Annotated in this window: 23 protein-coding genes and 1 tRNA gene; 6 read left to right on the top strand and 18 right to left on the bottom strand. The window is 65.8% G+C overall.

Annotated elements, in window-relative coordinates:
- Nucleotide 1 precedes the first annotated feature (1 nt).
- The 14 genes from FMM06_RS05600 to FMM06_RS05535 form a co-directional block, all read right to left on the bottom strand.
- Nucleotides 2-78, bottom strand: a tRNA-His gene (locus FMM06_RS05600).
- A 55-nt stretch (nucleotides 79-133) separates the two neighbouring features.
- The gene (locus FMM06_RS05595) at nucleotides 134-679 is read right to left on the bottom strand and encodes a superoxide dismutase family protein (protein WP_143555167.1); all 546 of its coding nucleotides are present in this window, start codon (nucleotides 677-679) and stop codon (nucleotides 134-136) included.
- Between the two features lie 41 nt (nucleotides 680-720).
- The gene (locus tag FMM06_RS05590; RefSeq protein ID WP_143555166.1) at nucleotides 721-2,139 is read right to left on the bottom strand and encodes an NAD(P)(+) transhydrogenase (Re/Si-specific) subunit beta; all 1,419 of its coding nucleotides are present in this window, start codon (nucleotides 2,137-2,139) and stop codon (nucleotides 721-723) included.
- The gene (locus tag FMM06_RS05585) at nucleotides 2,140-2,448 is read right to left on the bottom strand and encodes an NAD(P) transhydrogenase subunit alpha (RefSeq protein ID WP_143555165.1); all 309 of its coding nucleotides are present in this window, start codon (nucleotides 2,446-2,448) and stop codon (nucleotides 2,140-2,142) included.
- 34 nt (nucleotides 2,449-2,482) lie between these two features.
- Nucleotides 2,483-3,613: a Re/Si-specific NAD(P)(+) transhydrogenase subunit alpha gene (locus tag FMM06_RS05580; RefSeq protein ID WP_143555164.1), complete on the bottom strand. Its 1,131-nt coding sequence runs from the start codon at nucleotides 3,611-3,613 to the stop codon at nucleotides 2,483-2,485.
- 19 nt (nucleotides 3,614-3,632) lie between these two features.
- Nucleotides 3,633-3,782, bottom strand: coding sequence for an aa3-type cytochrome c oxidase subunit IV (locus FMM06_RS05575; protein WP_143555163.1), 150 nt, complete (start codon nucleotides 3,780-3,782; stop codon nucleotides 3,633-3,635).
- A 48-nt stretch (nucleotides 3,783-3,830) separates the two neighbouring features.
- Nucleotides 3,831-5,165: an ABC1 kinase family protein gene (locus tag FMM06_RS05570; protein ID WP_143555162.1), complete on the bottom strand. Its 1,335-nt coding sequence runs from the start codon at nucleotides 5,163-5,165 to the stop codon at nucleotides 3,831-3,833.
- 51 nt (nucleotides 5,166-5,216) lie between these two features.
- A complete protein-coding gene (locus FMM06_RS05565; RefSeq protein ID WP_143555161.1) occupies nucleotides 5,217-7,904 on the bottom strand; it encodes a valine--tRNA ligase in 2,688 nt (895 codons plus the stop codon).
- 56 nt (nucleotides 7,905-7,960) lie between these two features.
- Nucleotides 7,961-8,878, bottom strand: coding sequence for a hypothetical protein (locus FMM06_RS05560; RefSeq protein WP_143555160.1), 918 nt, complete (start codon nucleotides 8,876-8,878; stop codon nucleotides 7,961-7,963).
- A 199-nt stretch (nucleotides 8,879-9,077) separates the two neighbouring features.
- Entirely contained in the window at nucleotides 9,078-10,310 is a 1,233-nt protein-coding gene (locus FMM06_RS05555) for an AAA family ATPase (RefSeq protein WP_143555159.1), read from the bottom strand.
- Nucleotides 10,311-10,316: 6 nt separating this feature from the next.
- Nucleotides 10,317-11,372, bottom strand: coding sequence for a ribonucleotide-diphosphate reductase subunit beta (locus FMM06_RS05550; protein ID WP_143555158.1), 1,056 nt, complete (start codon nucleotides 11,370-11,372; stop codon nucleotides 10,317-10,319).
- Nucleotides 11,373-11,604: 232 nt separating this feature from the next.
- Nucleotides 11,605-13,479 (bottom strand): ribonucleoside-diphosphate reductase subunit alpha, encoded by a 1,875-nt coding sequence (locus FMM06_RS05545; protein WP_143555157.1) that lies wholly within the window; start codon nucleotides 13,477-13,479, stop codon nucleotides 11,605-11,607.
- A 392-nt stretch (nucleotides 13,480-13,871) separates the two neighbouring features.
- On the bottom strand, nucleotides 13,872-14,270 hold the full coding sequence (locus FMM06_RS05540; protein WP_143555156.1) for a VOC family protein: 399 nt from the start codon (nucleotides 14,268-14,270) through the stop codon (nucleotides 13,872-13,874).
- 139 nt (nucleotides 14,271-14,409) lie between these two features.
- Entirely contained in the window at nucleotides 14,410-15,201 is a 792-nt protein-coding gene (locus FMM06_RS05535) for a THxN family PEP-CTERM protein (RefSeq protein ID WP_235889089.1), read from the bottom strand.
- Between the two features lie 148 nt (nucleotides 15,202-15,349).
- On the opposite strand from FMM06_RS05535, the gene uvrB reads away from it, so the two are divergent.
- Entirely contained in the window at nucleotides 15,350-17,557 is a 2,208-nt protein-coding gene (gene uvrB, locus FMM06_RS05530; protein WP_143555155.1) for an excinuclease ABC subunit UvrB, read from the top strand.
- 32 nt (nucleotides 17,558-17,589) lie between these two features.
- On the opposite strand, the gene FMM06_RS05525 is transcribed toward uvrB, so the two are convergent.
- Nucleotides 17,590-18,303 carry a PEPxxWA-CTERM sorting domain-containing protein gene (locus FMM06_RS05525; protein WP_143555154.1) on the bottom strand — a complete coding sequence of 238 codons (714 nt, stop codon included), beginning with the start codon at nucleotides 18,301-18,303 and terminating at the stop codon, nucleotides 17,590-17,592.
- A gap of 235 nt (nucleotides 18,304-18,538) precedes the next feature.
- Between FMM06_RS05525 and FMM06_RS05520 the strand changes: the two genes are divergently transcribed.
- Nucleotides 18,539-19,084 carry a TetR/AcrR family transcriptional regulator gene (locus FMM06_RS05520; RefSeq protein ID WP_185965055.1) on the top strand — a complete coding sequence of 182 codons (546 nt, stop codon included), beginning with the start codon at nucleotides 18,539-18,541 and terminating at the stop codon, nucleotides 19,082-19,084.
- The gene (locus FMM06_RS05515; RefSeq protein WP_143555152.1) at nucleotides 19,081-19,638 is read left to right on the top strand and encodes a pyridoxamine 5'-phosphate oxidase family protein; all 558 of its coding nucleotides are present in this window, start codon (nucleotides 19,081-19,083) and stop codon (nucleotides 19,636-19,638) included. The genes FMM06_RS05520 and FMM06_RS05515 overlap by 4 nt, the downstream gene beginning before the upstream one ends.
- Before the next feature lie 6 nt (nucleotides 19,639-19,644).
- Here the strand turns inward: FMM06_RS05515 and FMM06_RS05510 are convergent, their stop codons facing one another.
- The 3 genes from FMM06_RS05510 to FMM06_RS05500 form a co-directional block, all read right to left on the bottom strand.
- Entirely contained in the window at nucleotides 19,645-20,277 is a 633-nt protein-coding gene (locus tag FMM06_RS05510; protein WP_143555151.1) for a hypothetical protein, read from the bottom strand.
- Between the two features lie 22 nt (nucleotides 20,278-20,299).
- Nucleotides 20,300-20,797: a hypothetical protein gene (locus tag FMM06_RS05505; protein ID WP_235889087.1), complete on the bottom strand. Its 498-nt coding sequence runs from the start codon at nucleotides 20,795-20,797 to the stop codon at nucleotides 20,300-20,302.
- 84 nt (nucleotides 20,798-20,881) lie between these two features.
- Entirely contained in the window at nucleotides 20,882-23,044 is a 2,163-nt protein-coding gene (locus FMM06_RS05500) for an RNA degradosome polyphosphate kinase (protein WP_143555150.1), read from the bottom strand.
- Between the two features lie 59 nt (nucleotides 23,045-23,103).
- Between FMM06_RS05500 and FMM06_RS05495 the strand changes: the two genes are divergently transcribed.
- The 3 genes from FMM06_RS05495 to FMM06_RS05485 all read left to right on the top strand — a co-directional run bounded on the left by FMM06_RS05495 (nucleotide 23,104) and on the right by FMM06_RS05485 (nucleotide 25,541).
- Entirely contained in the window at nucleotides 23,104-23,640 is a 537-nt protein-coding gene (locus FMM06_RS05495) for an MOSC domain-containing protein (RefSeq protein WP_143555149.1), read from the top strand.
- Nucleotides 23,641-23,707: 67 nt separating this feature from the next.
- On the top strand, nucleotides 23,708-24,367 hold the full coding sequence (locus FMM06_RS05490) for a PDZ domain-containing protein (protein ID WP_143555148.1): 660 nt from the start codon (nucleotides 23,708-23,710) through the stop codon (nucleotides 24,365-24,367).
- A gap of 115 nt (nucleotides 24,368-24,482) precedes the next feature.
- Nucleotides 24,483-25,541, top strand: coding sequence for a coiled-coil domain-containing protein (locus tag FMM06_RS05485; protein WP_143555147.1), 1,059 nt, complete (start codon nucleotides 24,483-24,485; stop codon nucleotides 25,539-25,541).
- The last annotated feature ends 53 nt before the right edge of the window (nucleotides 25,542-25,594 follow it).

Here is a 25,594-nt window from a genome sequence, read left to right as displayed (position 1 = left end):
CTGGGGCGATCGACGGGGATTGAACCCGCAACCTCCGGTACCACAAACCGGCGCTCTAACCAATTGAGCTACGACCGCCACGCGCGCGGGCCGCTCCACTACGGGGCGGCGCGGCCAGCGTCAAGAACGGTGGTCAGGCGCCCAGCGTCGCGCAGGCGATGCGCTTGCCCGAATTGCCCGACGGATCGGTCTTGTAGTCGTCGGGACCCGCGTGGAGCACGACCGCCGCACCGTCGGCGTCGAGCAGCGCGTTGGGGCCGCCGGTCAGCATCAGGCCATCGACGGTGTGCGTGATCTCGCCCTTGCCGCTGGCACCGACGATGATGTTGGGCAGGTCGCCCATGTGCGGGCCCATCGGGTTCTCGGTGCCGTGCTGCTTGGTCAGCGGGTTGAAGTGCGGGCCGGCGCTGTCGAAGGTCGGCGCCGTGCAGAGGCCGATGCGATGGTAATGGATGGCGTAGGTACCTGGCGCGAGACCCTCGACCCGCGCCGCGATGCGCAGGCCGGCGGGCCGTGCCTCGAGCGAAGCGGTGCCGCGCAGCTCGCCGTTGGGGCCGAGCAGCTGGACGGTGCGGACCTGTGACGGCGGCATGTCACGCGTCGCGCCCATCGATGAGCTGTTGCTCGACTGGCAGGCGGCGAGAGCCAGGAGGGGCAGGACGATGAAGGCGGCGCGCATGATATTCTCCCGTTGTCGTCCCCCAACGACCGAAGCGTGGTTCAGTGCCCCAGCGACTTGTTGATCGTCTCCACCATCTTCTTGGCGTCGGCGAGCAGCATCATCGTGTTGTCCATATAGAACACGTCGTTGTCGACACCGGCATAGCCGACGCCGCCCATCGAGCGCTTCACGAACAGCACGGTCTTGGCCTTCTCGACGTCGAGCACAGGCATGCCATAGATGGGCGACGTCTTGTCGGTCTTGGCGGCCGGGTTGGTGACGTCGTTCGCGCCGATGACGAACGCCACGTCGGCCTGCGCGAAGTCGGAGTTGATGTCCTCAAGCTCGAAGACCTCGTCGTAGGGCACGTTGGCCTCGGCCAGCAGCACGTTCATGTGCCCCGGCATGCGCCCCGCGACCGGGTGGATCGCGTATTTGACGCTGACGCCGTCCTTCTTGAGCAGGTCGCCCATCTCGCGCAGCGCGTGCTGCGCCTGGCTGACCGCCATGCCGTAGCCGGGCACGATGATGACGCTCTCGGCATTCTGCATGATGAAGGCCGCGTCCTCGGCGGAGCCGCGCTTCCACGGCCGCTCGACCGCCGCGCCCTTGTCACCCGACACCGACTCGCCGCCGAAGCCGCCGGCGATGACGCTGATGAAGCTGCGGTTCATCGCGGTGCACATGATGTAGCTGAGGATCGCGCCCGACGAGCCGACCAGCGCGCCGGTGATGATCATCGCCGAGTTGTTGAGCGTGAAGCCCATCGCCGCCGCCGCCCAGCCCGAATAGCTGTTGAGCATCGAAATGACGACCGGCATGTCCGCGCCGCCGATCGGGATGATCAGCAGAAAGCCGATGATGAAGCTGAGCGCGGTGATCGTGAAGAACACCCACGGCGACTGGTCGACGGTGAAATAGCCGACGAGGATCAGGATCGCGGCGAGGAGGCCGAGATTGATGACGTGGCGCGCGGGCAGCTGGATCGGCGCCCCCGACATGCGGCCCGACAGCTTCAGGAAGGCGATGACCGACCCGGAGAAGGTGATCGCACCGATGGCGACGCCCAAGCCCATCTCGACCCGGCTGACCGCGGCGATCTCGCCGGTCGCGGGATCGATGATGCCGAAGGCATCGGGGTTCAGGTACGCCGCGACACCGACCAGCACCGCGGCCATGCCGACGAGGCTGTGGAAGCCCGCGACGAGTTCGGGCATCGCGGTCATCTTGATGCGCTGGGCGATGAAGTACCCGATGCCGCCGCCGATGGCGATCGCGCCGACGATCAGCGGCAGGCCGACATTATGGATGATCAGCGTCGTGGCGACCGCGATCGTCATGCCGATCATGCCGTAGCGGTTGCCCTGCTGCGACGTCTCGGGGCTGCTCAGGCCGCGCAGCGCGAGGATGAACAGCACCCCCGACACCAGATAGGCGAGGAGCACCCAGGCGGGCGTGGCGGCGAGTGTCTCGTGCATTTACTTGCTGCCCCCGACCTTGCGGTCCTTCTTCTTGTACATGCCCAGCATGCGCTGCGTCACCGCAAAGCCCCCGAAGATGTTGACCGACGCCAGCGCAACCGCCAGCAGCCCCAGCCACTTCGACGTCTCGCTGCCCCCGACCGCGGCCGACGCGGCGATCAGCGCACCGACGATGATGACCGACGAGATGGCGTTGGTGACGGCCATCAGCGGCGTGTGCAGCGCCGGCGTGACCGACCACACGACGTAATAGCCGACGAAGCACGCCAGCACGAAGATCGAGAGCTGGGGGATCAGATGGTCCATCGTATCTCTCCGAAAATTCGCGCGCGATCGACGCTCACGCGGCCAGCAACCGCTCGTGCACCACGGCACCGCCGCGGGTCAGGGTGACGCCCTTGACGATTTCGTCCTCAGGGTTCCACACCGCCGTGCCCGCGTCCTTGTCCCAGAACGCCGCGATGAAGTTGTAGACGTTGCGCGAGTAGAGCGCCGACGCGTCCGCCGCGAGGCGCGAGGCGGAGTTGCGGTGGCCGATGATCTTGACGCCGTGGACGACCGCGGTCTCGCCGACCTTCGAACCCTCGACGTTGCCGCCGCTCTCGACCGCGAGGTCGACGATCACCGAACCCGGGCGCATCGTCGCGAGCTGTGCGTCGCTGATCAGGCGCGGCGCGGGGCGGCCGGGGATCAGCGCGGTGGTGATGACGATGTCCTGCTTGGCGATGTGGCTCGAGACCAGTTCAGCCTGCGCCGCCTTGTATTCGTCGGACATCTCGGTGGCATAGCCGCCGCTGCCCTCGCCCTGGATGCCTGCGACCTTCTCGACGAAGATCGCCTTGGCGCCGAGGCTCTCGATCTGCTCCTTGGTCGCGGCGCGGACGTCGGTCGCCGAGACCAGCGCCCCCAGCCGGCGCGCGGTGGCGATCGCCTGCAGGCCCGCCACGCCGACGCCCATCACGAAGACGCGTGCCGCGCTGATCGTGCCGGCGGCGGTCATCATCATCGGAAAGGCGCGACCATAGGCCTCGGCGGCGTCGATCACCGCCTTGTAGCCCGACAGGTTCGACTGCGACGACAGCACGTCCATCGACTGCGCGCGGGTGATGCGCGGCATGAACTCCATCGCAAGCGCGTCGATACCCGCCGCCGCATAGGCGTCGATGCGCGCGCGGTCGGCGAACGGCGACAGGATCGCGGCGAGCACCGCGCCGGGCTTTGCACCGCCGAGCGACGACGCATCGGGCCCCTGCACCGCGGCAATCAGATCGGCGCCGGCGATCGTCGCGGCGCGGTCGCCGACGGTCGCGCCGGCATCGGTGTACAGCTGGTCGGATAGGTTCGCACCCGCCCCTGCCCCGGCCTCGACCGCGACGGTCGCGCCGAGCGCGATGAATTTCTTGACCGTTTCAGGCGTCGCCGCGACACGCGCTTCCGCGTCCGCCGTCTCGCGCAGTACCGCAATTCGCATCTATGCCCCCGGCCCCGTCCTAACGGACGAGGAACAATGCCATCAGGATGAGCAGGATGGCAATCGCCACCACGCCCCATTTCAACATTCCCATGAACCGCTCGTACGTTGCAGCATGCTCGACTGCCGCGCCGTCGTCGCCCACGTGTCCGCCAACCTCGTCCGCCATGACCTTACCCTCGTGACCCTTGCCAGCCTCCATAGCAAAGTCGCGAGCCTAGGCCAGCCCCGCGCGTGACAGCGCCGCCGCCTGCTTGGCGGCGATCTTGTCAACCGGGAAGGCGTCGATCATCTCGTTGAACATATCGTGCCAGTTCAGCTCCGCCTGCAAGTGCATGAACACCCCGCCCAGCCCGATCGCGGCTCGGTCCATGAAGACGAACTCGCGCGGGACTGTCACCGTGCCCAGCTCGCGCAGCCGCCGGTGGACCGCCTGCGCGGTCTCGCGGCCATAGGTGGCGGGGTTACCGCTGGCGTCGATAACCCGCACCCGGTCGTCGAGCAGCGGGCCGTACAGGAACTTCGCCCAGACGAGCAGCGTGTCGATGATCTCGCGGCTCAGGCCCGTGAAGCCCCAGCGTTCGAAGGCATCGACCGCCAGCGCCTCGTCGCCGCCCTGGATCGCGCGGTACAGGTCGACGACCCCGCCGATGAAGCGCGGCGGGAAGACCCGAACGCAGCCGAAATCGAGCAAGTTGATGCTCAGATCGTCGCGCACCGTGTAGTTGCCGAGATGCGGGTCGCCGTGGATCACGCCGTAGTGGTGGAGCGGCAGGTACCACGCGCGGAACAGGTTCTGCGCGATCGTATTGCGCGTCGCGAGGTCGGCCACCTTGAAGTCGAGCAGCGGCCGTCCGTCGAGCCACGTCATCGTCAGCAGGCGGCGGCTCGACAGCGCGGGTAGCACCTCGGGCAGGTGCACGCCCGCCTCGCCTTCGAGCATCGCCCGGTACAGCGCGAGGTTCTTCGCCTCATGCTCGTAATCGAGTTCCTCGCGCAGCCGGTCGGCGAGTTCCTGGTGGATCTGCCCGGTGTCGATCGACTTGTCGAAGCGCGCATACAGCCCGAACATCATGTCGAGCTGGCCCAGGTCGGCCTCCACCGCGCTCGCCATGTCGGGGTATTGCAGCTTGGCCGCGACGCGGACGCCGTCGTGGGTCGTCGCGCGGTGCACCTGGCCGAGCGACGCCGCCGCCGCCGCCTCGTGCTCGAAGCTCGCGTACTTGGCTTCCCAGTCAGGGCCGAGCTCGGCCTTCATCCGCCGCTTGACGAACGGCCAGCCCATCGCCGGGGCATTCGCCTGCAGCTGGCTGAGTTCAGCGGCATATTCAGGCGGCACCGCGTCGGGGATCGTCGAGATGATCTGCGCGATCTTCATCACCGGGCCCTTGAGCCCGCCGAGCGCGGCGCGCAGCTGCGCCGCCCCGACCGCCTTGTCGTGCCCGCCGCCGAACAGCCTCGCCGCGCCCATCTGCGCGGCGAGGCCCAGCCCCGTGCCGCCGACGCGCGCGTACCGGCTCAGCCGGCCGCCGAGGGTGTTGGTGTCTGCCATCGCTTCTAGGTAGGGCGACCGCGGGCGCGATGCCAGCGTGGCGGGGTGACGCTATCCCAGCCGCGCCAGCGCCGCGCGGATACGCTCGGCCTCGGCAGAGCGGGCGGCCAAGTCGGCGCGCGCCTTCTCTACGGCCTCCGGCTTGGCCCGCTCGACGAACCCCTGCGAGGCGAGGCGACCGGCAAGGCCGTCGCGGTCCTTCTCAGCGGCGACCGCGTTCTTCTCAAGGCGAGCTTGTTCAGCGGCGAGATCAATCTCGAGACCAAAACGTAAGACAAATATCGTTCCGTCTACAACTATCTGAGCCGAGCCGTTGATTGGCGCGGACTTGTCCGAAATAGCGTTAGCGCGAGCAAGCCAACCGATTGCTTGACCATGTGTTCGCAGGCGCTCGGTCAGCTTCTCGTCCGGGTTCTCGATATGGAAAGCGAGGGTCGTCTTCGGCGCAATATTCATTTCAGAGCGAACTGACCGGATTTCAGAGATCAGCTTGATCAGCCAGTCAACCTCGCCGTCGTCGGCCGGCGAATTCTCGGTCTTCACCCATTCGGCAAGGATCAGGTCGTACGGCCGGTCGCCGAGCTTGTGCCAAAGCTCCTCGGTAACGAACGGCATCACCGGGTGAAGCATGACCAGAATCTGATCGAGCGCCCAACCCGCAATGGCACGAGTCTCTTCAAGGTGCGCGATTTCAGCTGGAAAAACTTCCTCTCCAGATGCCAATCGCTGATTGACCGCAAAAACCGGCTTAATCAGTTCGAGGTACCAGTCGCAGAAGCGGCTCCACACGAACTGGTAGGCGGTCTCGGCATAGTCGTCGAAGCGGAAGGCGGCGATCGCGGCGTCGAGCGCGCGGGCGGTGCGAACGACCTCGCCGACGATCCAGCGGTTGACCGCATGGGCGGCAGGCGGCGCGTCGATGGTCGTCCCCGCGGCGATCCCGTTCGACTGGCAGAAGCGCGCGGCGTTCCACAGCTTGGTCGCGAAGTTGCGATACCCCTCGACGCGCTTCTCATCGAGCTTGATGTCGCGCCCCTGGCTTTCCATCGCGGTCAGCGTGAAGCGCAGCGCATCGGCCCCGTACTTGTCGATCAGCACCAGCGGGTCGACGACGTTGCCCTTCGACTTGGACATCTTCTGCCCCTTCGCGTCGCGCACGAGGCCGTGGCAGTAGACCGTCGCGAACGGCGGCGTGCCCATGAACTCGATCCCCTGCATCATCATGCGGGCGACCCAGAAGAAGATGATGTCGAACCCCGTGACGAGCACGTCGCCGGGGTAGTGGCGCGCCAGCTCGGGCGTCGCCTCGGGCCAGCCGAGCGTGCCGAACGGCCACAGCGCGGACGAGAACCAGGTGTCGAGGACATCCTCGTCCTGCCGCAGCGCAACCCCCTCGCCCGCCTGCGCCTGCGCAGCCGCCGCGTCCTCAGCGACGAAGATGCGCCCGTCGTCGGCGAACCACGCCGGAATCCGATGCCCCCACCACAGCTGGCGCGACACGCACCACGGCTGGATGTTCTCCATCCAGTTGAAATAGGTCTTCTCCCACGTCGCCGGCACGAACCTCGTCCCGCCCGAGCGCACCGCCTCGATCGCCGGACCCGCCAGCGTCTTCGCATCGACATACCATTGGTCGGTCAGCCACGGCTCGATGACCACGCCCGAGCGGTCGCCGTACGGCATCTGGACGACCCGGTCCTCGGTGCGCTCGAGCAGCCCGAGCCGGTCCATCTCGGCCACCACCCATTTGCGCGCCTCGAAGCGGTCCATGCCCACCACGGCCTCGGGCACGCCGGGCAGCGCGACCACCCGCGCCTGCGCGTCGAACAGGTTGAGCATCGCGCTTGCCTCGATTCCCGCACGCCGCCCGACCTCGAAGTCGTTGAAGTCGTGCCCGGGCGTGATCTTGACCGCGCCCGACCCCAGCTCGGGATCGGCATGGTCGTCGGTGATCACGGGGATGCGCCGCCCGACGATCGGCAGCAGCACGTCCGTGCCCACCACCGACGCATAGCGCGCGTCCGCCGCGTTCACCGCCACCGCCATGTCCGCCAGCATCGTCTCGGGCCGCGTCGTCGCGACGACGATATGGTCGCGCCCGTCGGCGAGGCGACCGCCGTCGGCGAGCGGATAGCGGAAGTGCCAGAACTGCCCCGCCACCTCGCGCGTCTCGACCTCGAGGTCGCTGATCGCGGTGCCCAGCTTCGGGTCCCAGTTCACCAGCCGCTTGTCGCGGTAGATCAGCCCCTTGGCGTGCAGGTCGACGAACACCTTGGTCACCGCCGCCGAGAAGCCCGCGTCCATCGTGAAGCGCTCGTTCGACCAGTCGCAGCTCGCCCCCAGCCGCCGCAGCTGGCGCGTGATCGTGCCGCCGCTCTCGCGCTTCCAGTCCCAGACATGTTCGAGGAACTTGTCGCGCCCCAGGTCGGTGCGCTTCACCCCCTGCGTCGAATCGAGCAGCCGCTCGACGACCATCTGCGTCGCGATCCCCGCATGGTCGGTGCCGACCACCCACAGCGCATCGCGCCCCTTCAGCCGGTGATAGCGGATCAGCACGTCCTGCAACGTGTTGTCGAGCGCATGCCCCAGGTGCAGCGACCCGGTCACGTTGGGCGGCGGAATGACGATGGTGAACGGCTGCGCGTCGGGCCGCGCGGGCCGGAAAGCCCCCGCCGCCTCCCAGCGCGGATACAGCCGCGCCTCGATCTCGGCGGGGTCGAAAATCTTGTCGATGGTCATCGGCGGCTTTTGCCGATGCGTGGGGGGCGGGGCAAGCCTTGGGGAGTGCGCTCCGGTCAGCGCGATCGTCGCCGGCGCGTCCGCGAAGATGAACAAGTAAGCGAATTTGACAGTCGCGACAGCTCTTTGAGATCGGCGGCGGAGGCGGCATCCTCGGCATGCAGCGCGGTCATGCGCGCCGCGAAGGCAGCCTCCTCGGCACGCTTTGCATTCATCCGGGCCGCGCCCTCCGCCGCCTCGGCGCGGCGCACGCGCAGCTCCTCGGCTTCCCTCGCGTCGGCGGCGGCCGCGACGGCACGGCGGCGCTCGACGATCTCCCTTATCTCGGGCGGCCAGTCGCTTTCGTCATGGTCGGCGTCCGGGTCCCAGCCCAGCCGGCCGGTATCGACCGCCGCGGCGACCATGAAGTCGTCGGCCATCGGCAGCACAGTGCGCGGCGGCGGAGCAGCGCGCGCCGCGGCGGCGGGATCGTCGGTGACGGCCAGCCGGTCGGGGTCGGCGCGGCGCAGCATGTGGATCAGCAGCCGGTCGCTGAACACGCGCTCGGTCCCGACGACCTCGTCCTTCCACCAGCGGACTTTCTCGGTGCCGTGGCGCACGCGCTCCATCGCGATGTCGGTCAGCTCCTCGAAGCGCGCCGACAGTGCGCGGTCCCATGCCTCGCGAAAGCCGTGGGCGTCGGGGTGGCTGCGCAGGTGGTATGCGCTGGCGGTCGACATATCGACGTACTTCGCCGCGGCAGTGACGCTGCTCGTCTCGGCGAGCGCCTCGATGAACGCCGCGACCTTGATCGGCGTCCAGCCGCCGACGCGCTTCTGCCGCGATGCGAGCATCTCGCTCAGCCCCTCGGGCGTCAGCGGCTTCTCGACGAGCTCACGCGGCGGGCACGCGGGCGCCGCGAGGGCGGGCAGGTCGGTGACGGGAGCCTCGACCGCGATGGCGAAGTCGACGGCGGCGGGTGCGGTGCTGGTCATGCCACCAGTAACCGTTTTGGTTCCTATTTGTCAAGCGGAATGTTCGTGGGGTGCCGCGGGCGTCTCGTCTGCAATGGCAAAAGCCCAACTTTACGCGCCCTGCCAAGACAGATGTAATAAAAGTGCTTCCTAATCAACGCCATCGTCGGCCTAAGCATGCTACCCAGACAAGGCAGCAGCAAAGAACATCGTTAGAAATTTAGGCAGCTATCGCGTCCTTTGTTATTAGACCCTGCTCCACCCCTTTCATGATTATGAAGGGACGCAGAAGCGGGCCAACGAAGCGATATCGCAGGCGACGCGTTTCACCCATGCGTTCTAGCATGCCGCCACGACTGTCCTCACTAAAAAGCTTAAGATGTCGAGCAAAATTGGGAATATCGTAATTTCGACCAGTTATTTGCCGAACTTGCGTTCGGACTGCCGGCGCTGTGAAGTATCCGAGATCATCGGTCTCCGCAAGCGCGCAAGCGAGTAGTACCTCCTTGAAGATATTGCCAGGCTGCGGATTTCTCGTAGCATCATAATAGCTAGTCTTGATAGATTGCTGCCACTGCTCTAAAGATTTGCTAATTCCACTTTCAACATCTGCAGACTGCAAAACAATGCGATTGGCTAGTAATGCTGCGCGTGTTACATTTAAGGCAAGTAGATGGGCAATATAAGGCAGGCCTTGAGATAGAGAGACAAGTTGTGCGAGAGCCTTCTTTTCAATGCTCATTTTTAGACGAGCTAGACCCTTGTCGATAATCTCTTTGATCTCGGATTTGGACATTCTCGGCATTGGTATCTGCACTAAGGCTCGCTCGACGGAAGCATGACTTCTAATGAGCTGCTCAATTGAGATGGCCACCCCCACAATTACAATGGTAACGCTCGATCCATTATCTGAGAGAGCCTTAATCGTATCCGCCATCAAGTCACGCGCACTATCGTCCGAAAGTCTGTCAAACTCATCGAAAATTACAAGCGCGGGCCGTTCTCTCGTTAATTGGTCCAATAGTCGACGAATGTCATGTGGGCTCGGACTTTCTGGAAGCCAATCAGCTAAATGCTTTAGCGTCATCGTGTCAACCGCGCCGAATCCTAGACCAGGCGATTCGACTGGCACAAGAATTTCGCCAGCAGCTTTTCGCCACAGACTATAAAAGTTATCGCCAGCGTCACACGTAACTTTGGCAACGGAAAAATATTCGGGAACGTCGATATCATTTATTTGATAAATTCGACGGAGCACGTTGGCCAGAGATGTTTTTCCAACTCCTCGCTCACCATATATTACAGCATGATACCCTGTCTGACTTATCGCTTCTTCGACCTTGTCGAGTTGCTCGATTCTACCCGCAAAGAGATCGCGTTCATTCACGGGCGACCCAGGGGTGAAAACCTGTCCCGCGGTCTTTAAGCGAAAACCTAGGTTGTCGTCACTCATCTCCCCCTACTCCGCCGCCACGCCCAGCAACCCGCCCTGCGCGTCGTCGTCGCCCTCGTTCGCGGCGCCCGCGGTCGCCGCCTTGGCGCCCTTGCGGCGGTCGAAGGCGTCCCAGACTTCGTTCCAGTTGCCCTTGGTCGCGGCCTTCGAATATTCGGTGGCGCGCGCCTCGAAGAAATTGGCATGCTCGACGCCGTTGAGGAGCGGGCTGAGCCACGGCAGGGGGTGTTCGTCGATCATGTAGATCGGCTTCATGCCGAGCTGCTTCAGGCGCCAGTCGGCGGTGAAGCGGACGTACTGCTTGATCTCCTTGGGCGTCATGCCGGTCACCGGGCCCATCTCGAACGCCAGGTCGATGAAGGCATCCTCCAGCCGCACGGTGCGCATGCAGACGTCGGCGATGTCGTCGCGGATCTTCGACGTCAGCACGCCGGTCTCGGCGCAGAAGGCGTGGAACAGCTTGATGATGCCTTCGCAGTGCAGGCTCTCGTCGCGCACGCTCCACGTGACGATCTGGCCCATGCCCTTCATCTTGTTGAAGCGCGGGAAGTTCATCAGCATCGCAAAGCTGGCGAACAGCTGCAGCCCCTCGGTGAAGCCGCCGAACATGGCGAGCGTGCGCGCGATGTCGGCGTCGTTCTCGACCCCGAACTGGCTCATATACTCGTGCTTGTCGCGCATTTCCTTGTAGTTGAGGAAGGCCGAGTACTCGCTCTCGGGCATGCCGATTGTGTCGAGCAGGTGGCTGTAGGCGGCGATGTGCACCGTCTCCATGTTGCTGAACGCGGTCAGCATCATCTTGACCTCGGTCGGCTTGAACACCCGGCCGTACTTCTCGTGATAGCAGTCCTGCACCTCGATGTCGGCCTGGGTGAAGAAGCGGAAGATCTGCGTCAGCAGGTTCTTCTCATGCTCGCTCAGCTTCTGCGCCCAGTCGCGGCAATCCTCGCCCAGCGGCACCTCCTCGGGCATCCAGTGGATCTGCTGCTGGCGCTTCCAGAAGTCGAACGCCCAGGGGTATTCGAAGGGCTTGTAGGTGTTCGAGGCCTTGAGGAGGGACATGGGGTTGGCTCCGATAATCTAGTTCAGGTCGTCATCCCGGCGAAAGCCGGGACCCATCTCGTGCTGCCGGAGATGGGTCCCGGCTTTCGCCGGGATGACGGCGAAGGGGTAACGGCCTGCCGGTAAGCGAGGGGCCATGCACGCGCGTCGTGGAGTGCGCGAACACGGCCCCTCACCCGCCCGTCGGTGCAGCCGCACCGCCGGGTCCCGGGGCTCACGCCCCGGGGGCGCCTTACTGACAGGCAAGGCACTCGTCATAATCGTTCAGCGCAACCTCGATCTGGCGCAGGTCGGGCGTGTTGTCGGCCTCGACCCCGCCGGCGAACCCGGCGCGCTGGATCGACTTCGACCGCAGGTAATACAACGACTTGATGCCCAATTCCCAAGCGCGGAAGTGAAGCATCAGCAGGTCCCACTTCTCGATGTCGGCGGGCAGGAACAGGTTGAGGCTCTGCGCCTGGTCGATGTACGGCGTGCGGTCGCCGGCGAGCTCGAGCAGCCAGCGCTGGTCGATCTCGAACGCCGTGCGGTACACCGCCTTTTCGTCGGCGGTCAGGAAGTCGAGGTGCTGGACGCTGCCGCCCTGCTCGAGGATCGAATTCCAGATCGCGTCCGAGTTCTTCGACTTGGCGCTGAGCAGCTTTTCGAGGAACGGGTTGCGGATCGAGAAGCTGCCCGACAGCGTCTTGTGGGTGTAGATGTTCGCCGGGATCGGCTCGATGCACGCCGACGTGCCGCCGGTGATGATGCTGATCGACGCGGTCGGCGCGATCGCCATCTTGCAGCTGAAGCGCTCCATGACGCCCATGTCGGCGGCGTCGGGGCACGGCCCGCGCTCGATCGCGAGCTGCATCGACGCCTCGTCCACCCGCTCACGAACATGGCGGAAGATCTTGAGATTCCACGACTTCGCCATCGCGCCCTCGAAGGCGATGCCGCGCGCCTGGAAGAAGCTGTGGAGGCCCATGACGCCGAGGCCGACCGAACGCTCGCGCGCCGCGGCGTAGGAGGCGCGGCTCATTTCGGGCTCGGCGCGCTCGATGTAATCGCTCAGCACGTTGTCGAGGAAGCGCATGACGTCCTCGATGAACACCTTGTCGCCCTGCCAGTCGTCCCACATCTCGAGATTGAGGCTCGACAGGCAGCACACCGCGGTGCGGTCCTTGCCGTACTGGTCGCGCCCCGTTGGCAAAGTGATCTCGGAGCACAGGTTCGAGGTCGAGACCTTGAGGCCCACATCGCGCTGGTGCTTGGGCATCGCGTTGTTCACGTGGTCGACGAAGACGATGTAGGGCTCGCCGGTCGCCAGCCGCGTCTCGACGAGCTTGGTGAACAGGCCGCGCGCGTCGACCGTGGCGCGGCGCTCGCCGGTCTTGGGGCTGACGAGATGCCACTCGCTGCCGGCACGCACCGCCTCCATGAAGGCGTCGGTGACCAGCACGCCGTGGTGCAGGTTCAGCGCCTTGCGGTTGAAGTCGCCGCTGGGCTTCCGGATCTCGAGGAATTCCTCGATCTCGGGGTGGTTGATGTCGAGATAGACCGCCGCCGACCCGCGGCGCAGGCTGCCCTGGCTGATCGCCAGCGTCAGGCTGTCCATGACGCGCACGAAGGGAATGATGCCGCTGGTCTTGCCGTTGAGGCCGACGGGCTCGCCGATGCCGCGGACATGGCCCCAATAGGTGCCGATGCCGCCGCCGCGTGCCGCGAGCCAGACGTTCTCGTTCCACGTGCCGACGATGTCCTCGAGGCTGTCGCCGACCGAGTTCAGATAGCAGCTGATCGGCAGGCCGCGCCCGGTGCCGCCGTTCGACAGCACCGGCGTCGACGGCATGAACCACAGCTTCGAGATATAGTCGTACAGGCGCTGCGCATGCGGCGCGTCGTCGGCGTAGGCGGCTGCGACACGCGCGAACAGATCCTGGTACGATTCGCCGGGCAGCAGATAGCGGTCCTTCAGCGTCTCGCAGCCGAAGTCGGTCAGCAGCGCATCGCGGCTGCGGTCGACGGTGACCGGAAAGCGCCACGCCATGATCGTCGTCGACGAGCGACGCTCGTTCTCGGATGTACCGCTCGTGTCGGCGGTAATCGTCCCCGCGCTGAAATCCATTACACTCTCCACTGTCCCCGAACCGTCATCTGGACCCTGATTCGTAAGCCGTCACGCGATCTTCGCCACCGGCACCGAACCATCCCCGATATCCACAGGCGATTCAATGTTCTTCTATTGTTCTCACGGTCGGGAGGGTAACCGCGGCCGGCCGGATCGATCCCGGAGCTACCACGGCTTGTGTCGGACCCTCCCCCGACGTCTACGAATAGTGCCGGAACGCCGCTGGGATGCAAGTGAAGATATAGGAATTTTGTGAGAGCGAACAAGCTCAACGCGTTGCACGCCGCTAGTTAATCCGGCGCCTGCGCCGCACCCGCAGGCGGAGGAGCGGGCCGGGCACAGTGCGGGCGCCGGCGCGTCGTCACAGGATCGTCACGAGTCGCGGGAGGTCAGGCAGGACCGATGCAGAAGACGCAGAACTTGTTGCGCTCGGGATCGCGGAAATAGGCGCCGTAGAAGGCCTGCGGCCCCTCTTCGCCGCGCACGCCGGGGGCACCCTCGTCGGTGCCGCCGAGTTCGAGCGCCTTGGCATAGACCTCGTCGACCTTGGCGCGGGCATCGACGGTGAAGGCGACCATGTTGCCGTTGCCGGCCACCGCCGGGTTGCGGTCGTACGGCAGGGTCAGCGCGAGGCCGGGCTTGTCCCAGGCCGTGCCCCACATGGTGAAGCCGCCGAGCTCGTCACCGAACTCCATGATGCGCTTGGCGCCGAACAGCGCGAGCAGCGCGTCGTAGAAGGCGCGTGCCGCCACGATGTCGTTGGTGCCGAGTGTCGCGTAGCCGATCATGTCCGAACCTCCCCTGAGTCGAGAGGCGAAACATAGTCGATTCCGAGCCGGAACAAAAGGGGTTCAAAGCGAAGCTGGAGAAGCCGGAAAAGGGGCGTTACGCGCCGCGCCGGGGCAGCGCGCAACGCCCGTCCGGTGATTACGCGACGAGCGCGCGACGGCGGCGCGCGGCGGCGCCAACCATCCCGAAGCCGCCGATCAGCAGCGCCCAGGTCGCCGGCTCGGGGACCCCGGCGGCGATATCGTACTGCGTCAGGCGGCCGACGATGAAGGCCTCGTTGGTCAGGCGCTCGACGGTCAGGAAGTTGGTGACCGGCGATCCGCCGCCGCTGACGAAGCCGACGACGTCGAGCGTATAGGCGACGCCGCCGATGTCGAAGCTGTCCGACTGCGAGATGAAGTTGACCGAGACCCGGTCGGCGCAGCCGTTGATGTTGACGCCGACGCCCTGTGCCCCGCCGTCCGCGCAAGGATCGGCCGCGTTCGGCGTCTCGTCGTGGCTGAACTGGTACAGGAACGACCGGTTGCCCTGCGACACTCCGTCGACATCGACATCGGCGTTGAAGCGCAGGCTGATGCTGGTGATCGACGTGCCCGAGCTGATCGGGAAGTTGACGTGCTGGAAGGTGCCGAGCGTCACCGTCGGGCTGACCCCGGCCGGCGGCGTGACCGCGGCGCTGATCGACCCCGCCGTCGCGAACTTGTAGCCCGACTGGCCAAAGCCGGCAGGCGTGCCCCAGGCCGCGCCCGTGTTGTTGGTATCGACGCCCGTATAGCTGATCGCCGGCGACGTCGCCGGGTTGGCGAGCACGCCATTGAAGAAGCCGCCGGTGATGTTGGTGAAGGTGACCGTCGCAGCGGCGGCAGCAGCCGGCACACCGAGGATCAACGCAGACGCCATGATGGCGCGCGAAACAGCTGAGATCGTCATGATTGGCCCTTGAGGTTAACAGCGATCACCCCCGATCGCCGATTGCGCGATAACCCATTCTCAATTCGTTTACTATACGGAACGAATGAAGTTTTTGTAAAACCCGCAGGCACTGGAACGAAACGGGTTCGTCGCCCATATTGGGTCAATGTCCGCCATCCAGATTCGCACGTCGCTCGCCGAACCCGAGAGCAGCGGCGCGTTCGTGCCGCACCGCCCGGCGCGGCCCGAGAAGTCCGAGGGCGGCAAGCGCTTCCGCCTTGAAACCGACTATACCGCCGCAGGCGACCAGCCCGTCGCGATCGCCGAACTCGTAGCGCAGGCCGAGGCCGGCGAGCGCGACCAAGTGCTGCTGGGCGTCACGGGTTCGGGCAAGACCTTCACCGCCGCCAAGGTGATCGAGGCGGTCCAGCGCCCTGCCCTCGTGCTCGCGCCCAACAAGATCCTCGCGGCGCAGCTCTACGGCGAGTTCAAGTCGTTCTTCCCCGACAACGCGGTCGAGTATTTCGTCAGCTATTACGATTATTACCAGCCCGAGGCGTACGTCCCGCGCTCCGACACCTACATCGAGAAGGAGTCGAGCGTGAACGAGGCGATCGACCGGATGCGCCACTCGGCGACCCGCGCGCTGCTCGAACGCGACGACGTGATCATCGTGGCGTCGGTGTCGTGCCTGTACGGCATCGGGTCGGTCGAGACGTACAGCGCGATGACCTTCAGCCTGAAGAAGGGCCAGACCGCCGACCGGCAGGAGATCGTCCGCAAGCTCGTCGCGCTGCAGTACAAGCGCAACGAGGCGGCGTTCGCGCGCGGCAATTTCCGGGTACGCGGGGACAGCCTCGAACTGTTCCCGTCGCACTATGAGGACAGCGCATGGCGCATCGGCTTCTTTGGCGACGAGATCGAGAGCATCGTCGAGTTCGACCCGCTGACCGGCAAGAAGGTCGCCGACCTGCCGTCGATCAAGGTCTACGCCAATTCGCACTATGTGACGCCCGGCCCGACGCTCAAGCAGGCGAGCGAGGCGATCAAGCACGAGCTGACCGAGCGGCTCAAGGAAATGAACATCGAGGGCAAGCTGCTGGAGGCGCAGCGGCTCGAGCAGCGCACCAACTTCGACCTCGAGATGATCGCCGCGACGGGCAGCTGCGCGGGGATCGAGAACTACAGCCGTTTCCTGACCGGGCGCCTGCCCGGCGAGCCGCCGCCCACCCTGTTCGAGTATCTGCCCGAAAACGCATTGCTGTTCGTCGACGAGAGCCACGTCACCGTGCCGCAGATCGGCGGCATGTCGCGCGGCGATCACCGTCGCAAGCTGACGCTCGCCGAATACGGGTTCCGCCTGCCGTCGTGCATCGACAACCGGCCGCTGCGCTTCGAGGAGTGGGAGGCGATGCGGCCGCAGACGGTGTTCGTCTCGGCGACGCCCGGCAAGTGGGAGATGGAGGCCACAGGCGGCGTCTTCGTCGAGCAGGTCATCCGCCCGACCGGGCTCGTCGACCCGCCGGTCGAGATCAAGCCCGTCGAGGACCAGGTCGAGGACTGCATCGCCGAGGCGCGCAAGGTCGCGGCGAACGGCTATCGCACCCTCGTCACGACGCTGACCAAGCGCATGGCCGAGGACCTGACCGAGTTCATGCACGAGGCGGGCCTGCGCGTGCGATACATGCACAGCGACGTCGAAACCCTTGAACGCATTGAGCTTATCCGCGACCTGCGGCTCGGCGTCTACGATGTGCTGGTCGGCATCAACCTGCTGCGTGAGGGGCTCGACATCCCCGAATGCGGGCTGGTCGCGATCCTCGATGCCGACAAGGAGGGGTTCCTGCGCTCCGAAACCTCGCTGATCCAGACGATCGGCCGCGCGGCGCGCAACGTCGAGGGGCGCGTCATCCTCTACGCCGACCACGTGACCGGCAGCATGGAGCGCGCGATGGCCGAAACCGGCCGCCGGCGGGCGCGGCAGGAGGCATACAACCTCGAGCACGGCATCACGCCGACGACGATCAAGCGCAACATTTCGGACGTGCTGGCCGACGTATCGATGCGCGACGGGCTGACGGTCGACACCGGCGACGAGGAGACGCCCAACCTCGTCGGGCACAATCTCAAGGCCTATATCGCCGACCTCGAGAAGCAGATGCAGAAGGCCGCGTCGGACCTCGACTTCGAGGTTGCCGCCGCGGTCCGCGACCAGATCCGCAGGCTGGAGGCCGACGAGCTCGGCATCCCCGTCGACCAGCGCACTGCGCCCGTAAAGGGCCGCTCGATGGGCGGCGCGCCGGGCACACGCACCACCCGCTTCGCGAAGATGAAGCAGAAGTCGAGCAAGCGGTTTGGGGGGGCGCGGCGTTAGCGGGGCCGCCGGACGGCGACCCCGCCGTACGCTCAGGCGGCGCTGGCGAGCGTCCGCCGCTTGCGCATCCCGGCACCGACCAGGCCGAAGCCGACGATCATAAGGCCCCAGGTCGCGGGCTCGGGCACCGCGGCGACGGCGGTGCCGAAGCTGAGATTGTCGAACACGATCGACGGCGTCGTGCCCGCGGGCGCGAGGCCGGCCGCGGAGAGCGTGAACGAGGTGAACGCCGTGTCGGACGTCACGCCGAAGAAGGCGAAATTCTGCGTGGCATTGGTCGCCACGGTGAAGTTGCCCTGGCTCGTGCCGACGGTCACCGGCACGCCGTAGCGGGTCGTCGCGACACCCGGCGTCACGCCCGGCGGGAACGGGAACGGCAGGCTGTAGAAGGTTCCGAGATCGAGCCCGAACGCCGTAACCGCGGTCGAGAAGGTGACCGTCAGCGTCCCCGAATAGGGCGTGTTGATGACGTCGCCCGTGCCCCAGTTGTAGTAGTACGACGTCTGCGCCGGGTCGGTGTTGAAGGCATTGTTGGTGTTCTGCGTGATCGTGAAGCCCGGCTGGCTGTACGACCCCGACTGCAGGATCCACGTCGACTGTCCCGCTGCCACGCCTTCGAAGCCGTTGGTCGAGAGGCCGGTGGTCGCGGCCGCGAAGGCTGCGGCGTCGCTGTAGACGGTCGGTGCGGCGAGCGCGGGGGCCGATAATGCGCCCGCAATCAATGCGGCGTTTACAAGGGACTTCATGACCGTGTTCCTTATCGACGCCCCCCCGAAACGAACCTACCGCCTCGCGTCCGTGGAGCAAGTTGCGACCGCTAAGATTTCGGTAATCCTTCGCGGGTGCGGCGGCGTGTCGCGCCTGGGCCTGTCATGCATAAGCAAATTGGTCGTTCGATCAAATTGACTCGACACGGCTCTGAAACATGTTATTGGTCGTTCGTTCAATTACGTTTCGGTCATCGGGACCGGGAGGGTTCGCGTGACACGTCCGGTGAAGATCCACCGCGAAGTCGTTGCCGACGCACTGGTCGGCGCCTTCCGGCGCGACGGCTATGCGGGTGCCAGCGTTCGCGACCTTGCCGCCGCGACGGGCCTGCGCTCGGCGAGCCTGTACCATCGCTTCCCCGCCAAGTCCGACATGGCGATCGCCGCCGTCCAGCGCGCCGGTGAGGATTTCGCGGCGCAGGTCGTCGTACCGCTGACCAACGAGGACCGCCCCGCCGACCGGCTCGCGGCGAGCGCCGAGGGCCTGAGGCGCTTCTACGCCGGCGGCGACCTGTCGTGCCTGCTCGCGGTGCTGGCGCTGTCCGACGCGCCACCGGCGGTGGAGGCCGAGATTGCCGCGCTGCTCCAGGCGTGGCGCGACGCGCTGGCGGCCACCCTCTCCCGCTTCGGCATGGTCGATCCGGTCGCCGAGGCCGAGGACCGGATCGCCGCGATCCACGGCGCGCTGGTCGTGCGTCAGGGCGGGCTCGGCGCCCGCGCCTTCGCCCGCGCCGCCGCCCGGATGGCGATGCCGCGATGAGCCACGCCTGGCACGACATCGCCTTCACGGCCCCCGTCCGCGCGCTGCAGGAGGCGGCGGGCAGCCGCGCCAGCTATGCCGCAATGGGCGCGCGCGGCGACGCGGGCGCGCGGCTCGGCGAGGGCGAGGCGGCGTTCATCCACGCGCGCGACGGCTTCTACCTCGCGTCGGTCAACGCCGACGGCTGGCCCTATGTCCAGTTCCGCGGCGGGCCGCCGGGCTTCGTGCGCGTCATCGACGCCGCGACGATCGCCTGGGCCGATTTCCGCGGCAACCAGCAGTTCGTCTCGGCGGGAAATGTCAGCGAGAACGACCGCGTGTCGCTGTTCCTGATGGATTACCCCAACCGCCGCCGCCTCAAGCTGTTCGGCCACCTCGATTTCACGCCCGCCGCCGACGCGCCCGAAGCCGCCGCGGCACTCGCGATGCCCGGCTATCCGGCGCGCATCGACCGCATCGCAAGGGTCCGCGTCGCCGGCTTCGACTGGAACTGCCCCCAGCACATCCCCCGCCGCCTGACCCGCGCCGAGTGGGAGGCCGAGGCGCGGGGGTAGGCAGGCCTACATTGGCTTCGCTAGGTTGGAAGTGACCGGAGGTGCCGAAACCGGCTGAACGGCGACCGGTACACTCGCTGGAACACCGACCGGCGGCGATCCCGGCGCTACAACCGAGGTGACGTACGGTGTTGCAGGAGCTGCCGGCGGTGACGCCAGCGCCTTCCGAACAAATACAACCTGCTCGATCTTTTCGAAGACCGCAGAATAAACGGCGGCGTCCAGGTTCGCTACGTCGTTGTCGCTCCGACTTCCACCGTACAGGTTCTTTTTAACTTCGCCATCGACGATGGTAAGACGCAGACGTGTCCAGCCTTCGCGTGCAGGCTCGACAAATGCTGAAACAGATTGCGACCGCTTCTTGCTGCCAAAACCCCACAGGATATTGTAAGTCATCTTTGACTTCGACGCTGCAGCTGCCGATATAATTCCGGCGCTCTTGTCAGATGTGGTGATCGTATAGCCGTTGTCTTGAAGCGTCGTGATGAGCGCTCCAAATACGGTGTTGAAGTCGGCCTCGAACTCCCGAGACTGAATCTGCTGAATTTCTAGCGCCGTCAAAACCGGCGCCTTTTCCTTTGCGACCGTGGGCGCTGATACCGCCATCAACGCAACGACCAAAGCAACGTTTACCCGCATTTTACGCCCCCCTGACAAAACCCTAAAACGAACTTGCGCGGCTCCTAAAGTCGACGACCCGCTTATTCTCATCAAATTTAATGATGATCGTCATGCTGCGACTGGATTGCTCCGCTCGCGATTTGCGGCTGCCGAATCCAACGCCAGCGGCGCCGCCGCCATCGCCGCCCGCGCCGCCGAGAAGCATTCCTATCGAAAAGCCCGAGCCGCTCGCACTAGTGACAGTCGCATGGCGGTCGTAAATCCAGACCTCACGGTTGGGTCCTTCGATTGTCGTCACGTTAGGTGCGCCGAACGTCTCGAGAATTTGGAGCTGGGTGGTCTGACCCGGCACGAGCGTCATCTGTACCATTCCATGCGTTAGCATGTTTGGCGCATCTGAATCGCGCTTCGCAGCTAAGGACGATGACGGAACAACGCTAAATGCGGCCACCGACAGAGCGAGCCCGAGCTTTGAGAAACTGACTTTGACCATTTCGACCCCCTGGCGCGGTGTGGAGCCAGTGATCGTTACGGTCAACTAAGTTTATCATTTCGCTAGCGTTTCTATGCGCTATGCAGATGGTTTGTTCGGGCGGCGACTACTTGCGGTGACCGCCGCCGACTACCCTGTGCCCAGCACCAATCGCGGCACCGTGCCGGTATCCTTGAGCGCCGCGCCGCGCCCCGAGAGCGACGGATTGGTCATGAAATAGCGGTGCAGGTTGAACGCCGGTCCGGAATGGACGAGGCGCTTGTACTGGCCGTTCGACGTCATCTGCCACGACTGCTCGGTGTCCTTCAGGTTCGCCAGCATGACCTGGTCGAGCACCTGCGCGTGGACGGTCGGGTTCTCGATCGGCACCAGCACCTCGACGCGGCGGTCGAGGTTGCGCGGCATCCAGTCGGCGGACGAGATGAAGACCTTCGCCGCCGCCGACGGCAGCGCCCCGCCATTGCCGAAGGCGAAGATGCGGCTGTGCTCGAGGAAGCGGCCGATCACCGAGCGGACGTGAATATTCTCGCTCATCCCCGCGACGCCGGGGCGCAGGCAGCAGATGCCGCGGACGATCAGCTCGATCGGCACCCCCGCCCCGCTCGCCTCGTACAATTTGTCGATGATGCCGGTGTCGACGAGGCTGTTGAGCTTGGCCCAGATGCCCGCCGGGCGGCCCGCCACCGCATTGGCGATCTCGGCATCGATCAGGTCGTACAGCTTGTCGCGCATCGTCAGCGGCGCCATGCCGAGCTTTTCGAGGTGCGTCGGCTGGACGTAGCCGGTGATGTAGTTGAGCACCTGCGCGGCGTCCCGCGCCAGCAGCGGATCGGCGGTGAAGAACGACAGGTCGGTGTAGATGCGCGCCGTCGCCGGGTGATAATTGCCCGTCCCGAAGTGGACGTAGGTGCGGATATGCTCGCCCTCGCGCCGCACCACCATCGACAGCTTGGCGTGGGTCTTCCACTCGACGAAGCCATAGACGACCTGGACGCCGGCGCGCTCGAGCTGCGCCGCCCACATCAGGTTCTGCTCCTCGTCGAACCGCGCCTTCAATTCGACGACCGCGGTCACCGACTTGCCAGCCTCCGCCGCGTCGATCAGCGCGCGGACGATGGGGGAGTTCTTGCCGGCGCGGTACAGCGTCTGCTTGATCGCGATGACGTCGGGGTCCTGCGCCGCCTGTTTCAGGAAAGCGAGGACGACCTCGAAACTCTCATAGGGGTGGTGGACAACGAGGTCCTTGGCGCGGATCGCCGCGAAACAGTCGCCGCCATGCTCGCGGATGCGCTCGGGGAAACGCGGCGAGTAGGGCTCGAACTTCAGGTCGGGACGGTCCTCGTCGACGAGGATCGACAGGTCGGCGATACCCAGGATGCCGGTGACCACGGTGGTGTCGCGGTCCTGCACGCCGAGCGCATCGCGGACCAGCGCGCGCAGGCCCGGCGGGGTCGCGGCCTCGATCTTCAACCGGATGACCTCGCCGCGGCGGCGCCGCTTGAGCGCGGTCTGGTAATAGCGGACGAGGTCCTCGGCCTCTTCCTCGATCTCGATGTCGCTGTCGCGGATGACCCGGAAGGCACCGTCGCCGAGCAGCGCATAGCCCGGGAAGAGCTGGCCGAAGAACAGGCGGATGGTGTTCTCCAGGCTGATCCAGCGCGCCACCTTGCCGGGCAGGCGGATAAAGCGCGGCAGCATCGACGGCAGCATCAGCAGCGCGCGCAAAATCTCGTCGTCGGCGTTGCGGCGCAGTTCGAGGATCAGGCTGAACCCCTTGTTCGGGATGAACGGAAAGGGGTGCGCCGGGTCGATCGCCTGGGGGGTGAGCACCGGGAAGATCTGTTCGAGGAAGTGGCGCTCCAGCCACTGCTTGCAGTCGGCGCTCAGCTGGTCGGAGCTGAGCACGTGGAAATCGACGCGCGGCAGCAGCTTGAGCAAGTCGGCCCACACCTCCTGCTGGCTTTCCATCAGCGCGTCGGCCGCCAGCGCGATCGCCGCGAGCTGGTCGGTCGGCGTCGCGCCTTCCGCGCTCAGCGTCTCGATGCCGGCATGGACCTGGCCGCGCAGGCCGGCGACGCGCACCATGTAGAATTCGTCGAGGTTGTTGCCGCTGATCGACAGGAAGCGCAGCCGTTCGAGCAGCGGGTGCTTGGCATTGGTCGCCTCGTCGAGCACGCGCTCGTTGAACGACAGCCACGACAGCTCGCGGTTGAAATAGCGTTCGGTATCGGCGACGCCGTCGGCGACGGGGTCGCGCCTGGGATCGCGGGGGGCGCGCGCAACCTGTATCATGCTGGACAACATAGCGGCTTGAGCGTGACAGGTCGATGACCCGGGGCTAGGGCCCCGCCATGGGACGCGTGATCGCCGTCGGCGCCGGGGCACGGCACGGCCTGAACAAGGGGCAACTGCCCGTCATCGAGCTGATCGCGGGGCACGGCGTTGCGGGCGACGCGCATTGCGGGGAACGGGTGCAGCACCGCTCCCGCGCCCGCTGGAGCCCGGGTCTGCCCAACCTGCGCCAGGTCCATCTGCTGCAGGCCGAACTGCTCGACGAACTCGTCGCGGCGGGCTTCGCGCTGGGCCCGATCGACATGGGCGAGAACATCACGACACGCGGGGTCGACCTCCTCGCCCTGCCCCGCGGTGCCCGCCTGCGGGTCGGCGGGGCGACGGTCGAACTGACCGGTCTGCGCAACCCGTGCGTACAGCTCGAGCGCATGATGCCGGATCTGATGGCGGCGTGCCTGGGGCGCGATGCCGAGGGCGGGCTGGTGCGCAAGGCGGGGGTGATGGCGGTGGTGGTCGAGGGCGGCGCGGTGCGGGCGGGGGATGCGGTTGGGGTGACGCTGCCGGAGGGGCCGTTCGTGGCGCTGAAGCCGGTGTAGGGCACCGTCTTGACCACCGCGGCCCCCTCGGCCATTTTCTCCATGGGCAGCGGCGGGGCGGCGCGGCATGGCGGACCTGACGAGCGGGCTGACGACGTTCATCGACAAGTCCGTCGAGCCATGGCGGCTGCGCGTCGAGGCGATCGCCTGGGCCAGCCCGTTTCGCGGTAGCGGGCTGCTGGTCGGCGACACCATCGTCATCGCCGACGGCGTCGCGATGGAGCCGCCCGCCTTCGGCAACCGGACGTGGGAACTCGTCGGGCAATACGGCGAAGACGCGCGTTTTCGCAGCGCCGGGCGCAACGCGGGCGACGAAATCAAGCTGTGGGTCAAGCGCGGCCGCCCCGGCGCCGAGGGTGAGGTCTTCACCGTCATCGCTCCGCTCGTCGAGCGCCAGTCGTGGCGCAATGCCGACAACCGCGAACTGCTTGGGCCCGACGGGCCGGTCACGATGGAACGCGACGGCTTCGACGGAAGCTGGATGGGCTGGGCCGAACCCTTTCAGCGCTTGATGGCAAAGCTCCTCGACGTCGAACGGCGCACCGTATCGTTCAACGGTGACTTCGAGGCGCGCGAACTTGTCGAACGCCACGGCGCGCGCGTCGCGCTCGCCGTCGAACGCTATCCGGGGCGCTGGTCGGCGTCGGTCAAGGAAGATTACGAGCGCGCCCTGATGCTGGCGAAACAGCCGCAGGCCGGTCCGGAGGCACCCTCGGCGGCATCGTGAATCCGCTTGACGGCGCCTTGCCGCCTGACGAAAACGCATTGTACCGTTGTCGCAATGACTCTCGTCGCAACGGCCCGTATCGGTAAACTGCGAACATATTCGGGGAGGGCAAGCCATGGAAGCCGATGAGGTCTACGCGCGCCTGAACGACAAGATTTCGTCGCTCGACAGCAAACTTTCGTCGATCGACAGCCGCTGCTCGTCGCTCGACAGCCGCTCGTCGTCGTTCGACAGCAAGCTGTCCGAAATCGGCAGCCGGGCCTCGTCGCTCGAAGGCAAGATCTCGACTCTCGACGGCAAGGCATCGACGCTGGAGGGCAAGGCCTCGGCGCTCGAGGGCAAGACCGCGGCGCTCGAGGGCAAGGCATCGTCGCTCGAAAGCAAGGACACCGCGATCGAGGGCCGCGCGTCGAACCTCGAGAGCAAGCTGTCGGCGGTCGAGAGCAAGGCGTCGGCGCTCGAGGGCAAGACCTCGAACCTCGAAAGCAAGGCGTCGTCGCTGGAGAGCAAGGACTCGTCGCTCGACAGCCGGCTGAACGACATGACGAGCCGCTTCGACGCGCTGCGCGCCGATCTTAACGACCTCAAGAACCACATCCTGACCGCGCAGTCGGACATCAAGTCGCTCGCCGATCAGGTCAACAACACCAAGTCGGGGGTCGAGACGCTCAAGCAGGACACCGCGCAGAAGACGCAGGGCCTGTTCGATCAGACGAAGCGGATCGAGGAGGCCAACGCCGCCGCGCAGCGCAAATACGAGGAGCAGAACGCCTTCGTCACCAAGCTTGGCCAGCAGGCCGACGAGGCGGGCAAGATGATCGCCAACCTCCCCGACACCGCGCTCACCGCCGCCAAGAAGGCGATCGACGACGGCAAGAACGAGGTCCTGAAGCAGTGGGAGCAGGGCAAGAAGGACATTCTCGACGTCTGGGAGAACGGCAAGAAGGACATCATGAATTCGATCAGCAACGTCACGACGCCGCTGATCCGCGATGCGATCGAGCACGCCAAGAAGCAGGTCAAGGACGACCTCAGGTCGATGATCCTCGATGAGGTCAAGACCGCCGCGCCGCCCGAGGAAAAGGTCGGGCCCCTGGCGAAGATGGACAAGGAAGAGCTCGAGGAGATGATCGAGAAGATCGTCAAGCTGGCGATCGCCAACACGCTCGCCTGACGCTGGCCGGTCGGCGAATGACCGGACTGGCTTGAACTTGCCGCTGCGCCGAC

The sequence above is a fragment of the Glacieibacterium frigidum genome (assembly GCF_007097155.1).
GTDB classification, from domain to species: Bacteria; Pseudomonadota; Alphaproteobacteria; order Sphingomonadales; family Sphingomonadaceae; genus Glacieibacterium; species Glacieibacterium frigidum.
Note: the sequence above shows the minus strand (reverse complement) of the source record. Positions and strands in the feature narration are given on the sequence as shown.